At 72.4% G+C, this 3720-nt stretch carries 3 protein-coding genes; 1 reads left to right on the forward strand and 2 read right to left on the reverse strand.

All coding sequences use genetic code 11. From position 1 onward, the window contains the following. Positions 1–184: 184 nt before the first annotated feature. Together MJ783_RS16935 and MJ783_RS16940 are read right to left on the reverse strand one after the other, a co-directional pair. Positions 185–847, reverse strand: coding sequence for a nucleotidyl transferase AbiEii/AbiGii toxin family protein (locus MJ783_RS16935; protein WP_239311414.1), 663 nt, complete (start codon positions 845–847; stop codon positions 185–187). 5 nt (positions 848–852) lie between these two features. After that, positions 853–1209: a hypothetical protein gene (locus MJ783_RS16940; protein ID WP_239311416.1), complete on the reverse strand. Its 357-nt coding sequence runs from the start codon at positions 1207–1209 to the stop codon at positions 853–855. A gap of 515 nt (positions 1210–1724) precedes the next feature. Between MJ783_RS16940 and MJ783_RS16945 the strand changes: the two genes are divergently transcribed. Then, the gene (locus tag MJ783_RS16945; RefSeq protein WP_239311418.1) at positions 1725–3557 is read left to right on the forward strand and encodes a hypothetical protein; all 1833 of its coding nucleotides are present in this window, start codon (positions 1725–1727) and stop codon (positions 3555–3557) included. Positions 3558–3720 lie beyond the last annotated feature (163 nt).

The following is a 3720-nucleotide window of genomic DNA, read 5'->3' on the forward strand; positions in this document are numbered from 1 at the left end:
GTCCAGTTGGCAGCCCCATGACGACTTGAGCATCCGGTGTCTGGTGGCCACGACTGGATAGTGGACAGCCCCAAACAGCGGCCATAACGGCTTGGGCAACGACCTCGCGCTCGGTATCCGCCTCGGCGTCCCGATCTGGCCGACAGGCGCGTCCGCTTCGATGGGGCCGCGAGCGAGGCGGTGTTCATTCCCTGGTGAGGTGGGTGCGCCAGTCTGCGACTCTCAGCCGCAGGCCAGCCAGGTACTCGGGGGTCGCGCCGTAGGCGGCGAAGTCGTCGCGGTCGTCAAGTCGGCCGATTAGCTCAAGCATCGCGGCGAAGTGCCGGCGGTCGAACCCGGCGTCGGCCTCCTGGGCGATCTCGCAGAGTCGGTCGAGGGTGTAGTGCCCTCCGGTGATCGCAGCGTCAATGTCTAGGAAGTCGCGGGCGGCGGCGCGGTTGCACAGCGCGTCGATCTTGCCGGCCATGACGTCGTCCGGGTGGAGTACCGGTCCGACGTCCATCTGGACCGGCGGCTGGAACCGCCAGTTGGCGACCAGTTCGACGCGGTGAAGCTCGCCGGGCTGGTTCGGGTCCGTCACGTGGAGACGCGCCATCAGATCGGTTCGCATCTCGACGTGGACCTCGAGGCCGTCGGCTCTGTATGCCGCGATCACGGCGTCCACCGCGGCGGGGAAGTCCGCGCGCCTGGCCCAGTCCGCGAACAGGTCCACGTCCTCGCTGGGCCGCTGGAGAATCCCGTGGGCCGCGACAGCGTGACCGCCGGCCAGCGCGAACCCGCACGGCCCGCCGACATCCAGTCCGATGGCCGCCAGCCGCCGGTGGATCGGCGGGGTCTGCGCCGTCAACGTCGCTACGCCGCGGACCAGTGCCCGGTGGCCAGTTCGGGGAACCGTGTCTCCCAGCGGCTGCGCACCTGCGGTGGCAGCACGAGTTCCCGCCAGAGCCGCACGAGTGTGCGCCCGTCCAGCCACCGCGAAAGGTCCGTCTTCTTCGACGCCTCACGCAGAACGGTCTCGTACATCCGAACCAGCCGGCCCGGATTTCCCAGGTCGTAGCGACCCGAACCCGACCAGTCCAGCCACCGGTCCAGGACGACCACACCGGCCGTCGGACCGTGAAGATCGCCAAGGGAGTCGGCGACCGCGTACGGGCGCACGTCGGTGTAGCGCGACCCGGGCGGGGGGCCGCCGGAAGGCGAACTCATCATCGACACCGCCTTCCCACCTCGGACCTGCCGCGGAGAGTGCTCCGCCTGTCCCTACGGTAGACCAAACCCGGGCCGGCTCCAGGCGCCGCTGCCGCAGCCCGCGACTCGCCACGGCGCTCTCGAGGACGACCGATCACAGCTCTCGTCTGTCATCGGGCACCCCATGCCGGTGGCTCGACGAACAGACCAGCGTGTACGCCGCGCGGGGAGGCGACCCGAGCTCCCGCGGGATCTTCGACCATCCCGGGCCGCGCGTCGCCTCGGCGTCCGGGGAACACCCGCTCGCGACCAAGCGGCGCACCGGCGCGCGACCACGCTCCTCGGTGCCGCCGTGGCGCCCGCCCAGGCGTGCCACGGTGCGGGTCGCGCCGGTGGTGGCCGTCAGCCGTCTGCGCTCGTCTGGTCGACCTCGCGCCCGATCGGTGGCGGTGGCCGCTCGCGCACCCGCTGTTCGCCGCGCTCGATCCGGCGCAGGCTGGTTGCCGCAGTGCGGCAACCAGCCTGCGCCGCTGTCGATGACGGCCGAGCCGCCCCCGACCTGCTGCTGGCACGACTCGCCGACGTCCCCACCCGGAAACCTGGTCACCGCGGAACACGACTACCGGGTGCTGCAGCCGCACACGGTCGTCGACGCCAACGGCAACGCCACCCACCTGCGGCACGACGAGCTCGGCATGCTGGTGGCCACCGCGATCGCCGGCAAGCCGGGCGACGCCACCGGTGACAGCCTGGACGCCGACGGGCCGGACGGGGTCGGCACCGCGACCAGCCGGCTGGCCTACGACCTGTTCGCCTTCCGGCGGACCCGGGACGACCCGCAACCCCAGCCGGCGGCCGTGCACCGGTACGCCCGGGAGAAGCACACCGCGCGGCTGGCACCGGGCGAGACCGTCCGGGTGACCCACTCGATCGCGTACAGCGACGGGTTCGGGCGGGAGATCCAGAGCAAGGTCCCGGACGAGCCCGCCCCGGACGGGAGCGCGCGCTGGGTCGGCACCGGCTGGACCGTCTACGACGAGAAGAGCCGCCCGATCCGCAAGTACGAGCCGTTCTTCAGCCCCACCCCGGGGTTCGAGTACGCCGCCGCGACCGGGGTGTCGTCGATCCTGCGGTACGACCCGATCGGGCGCCTGGTGGCCACGGTCCGGCCGGATCACACGTACGAGAAGGTGGTCTTCTCGCCCTGGCGCCGCGCCCGGTGGGACGGCAACGACACGGTCGACCGCGCCGACCCGGCCACCGATCCGGACGTCGGGCCGCTGATCGCGACGCTGGACCCGGACGACTACCGGCCGGCCTGGGTGACCACGATGCGGCAGTCGGCCGATCCCGTCGAGCAGGCGGCGGCCGAGGCCGCGGTGGCGCATGCCGGCACCCCCTCGACGGTCCTGTTCGACGTCACCGGGCGCGAGTTCCTGGCGATCACGCACAACCGGTTCCTGCGGGACGGGGTGACCGTCGAGGAGCGGTACCGCACCCGCACGGTGCACGACGCCGAGGGCAACCTGCGCTCGGTGGTGGACGCGCACGACCGGGCGGTGTCGGAGTGCCGGTACGACATGCTCGGCCGGCTGATCCGCGAGGACAGCGTCGATCAGGGGCGCCGGACCGTGCTGCCGGACGCCCGGGACGCCGTGGTGAGCCGCTGGGACGGGTTCGGGCGCCGGCACGACACCGAGTACGACCCGATGGGCCGGCCGGTCGCGCTGCGGGTGGACGGCGTGCTCATCGAGGAGACCACCTACGGCGAGGGCGTGCCCGGCGCCGAGGACGCCAATCTGCGCGGGCGGGTGGCCCGGCTACGCGACCAGTCCGGCGAGCTGACCACCGAGGCGTACGACCGGCGCGGGTCGATGATCCGCGGCACCCGGCGGCTGACCGCCCGGCCCACCGACCGGCCGGACTGGTCGGGCCCGGTCGCGCTGACCGGCTCTTACCCCCACCCGGCGGCGGAGGCCAGGGTGAGCAGCTGGTCGAGGAATTCCGAGCGTAGCGTCGCCACCACCCGGACTGGGCCGGCCGAGGCCGCGCACCAGCAGCCGGGCGAACCGGGCCGCGACCGCCGCGTCGCAGGCGGTGAACAGCTCTTCGGCCTGGTCGACGACCAGCAGGCGGCTCGCGCCGGCAGCGGAGGTCACCAGCGAACTCGGGAAGGCGCCGGAGCGGGGCAGCCAGACGGCGGAAGCCCACACCGACTGGGTGCGGGCGCTGGCCCCGGTGCCGCTCACCGACGGACGGGTCCTTCTCGCCTCCGCCGGAGACGACCGAGCCGTCGTGGTGTGGGCAACCGGCGCCCCAGAGGTGCGACAGCCGTCCACGTGAACGGTTGTCACGGCGCGCGCCGGTGACGGAGCACTGTGCCACACCTACCGTCACGTCCCGCGACCACCGGCCGCAAACCTAAGTTCCGCGCGAACCGGAATCCAGACCGCCGACCTGCCCGTTCACAATCTCCCCGACCACGTCGACTTACAGCGCGAACCTATTTGCCCAGGTCAACCACCATGTCAC

This window comes from Protofrankia sp. Cj3, assembly GCF_917627355.1.
Taxonomy (GTDB): domain Bacteria; phylum Actinomycetota; class Actinomycetes; order Frankiales; family Frankiaceae; genus Protofrankia.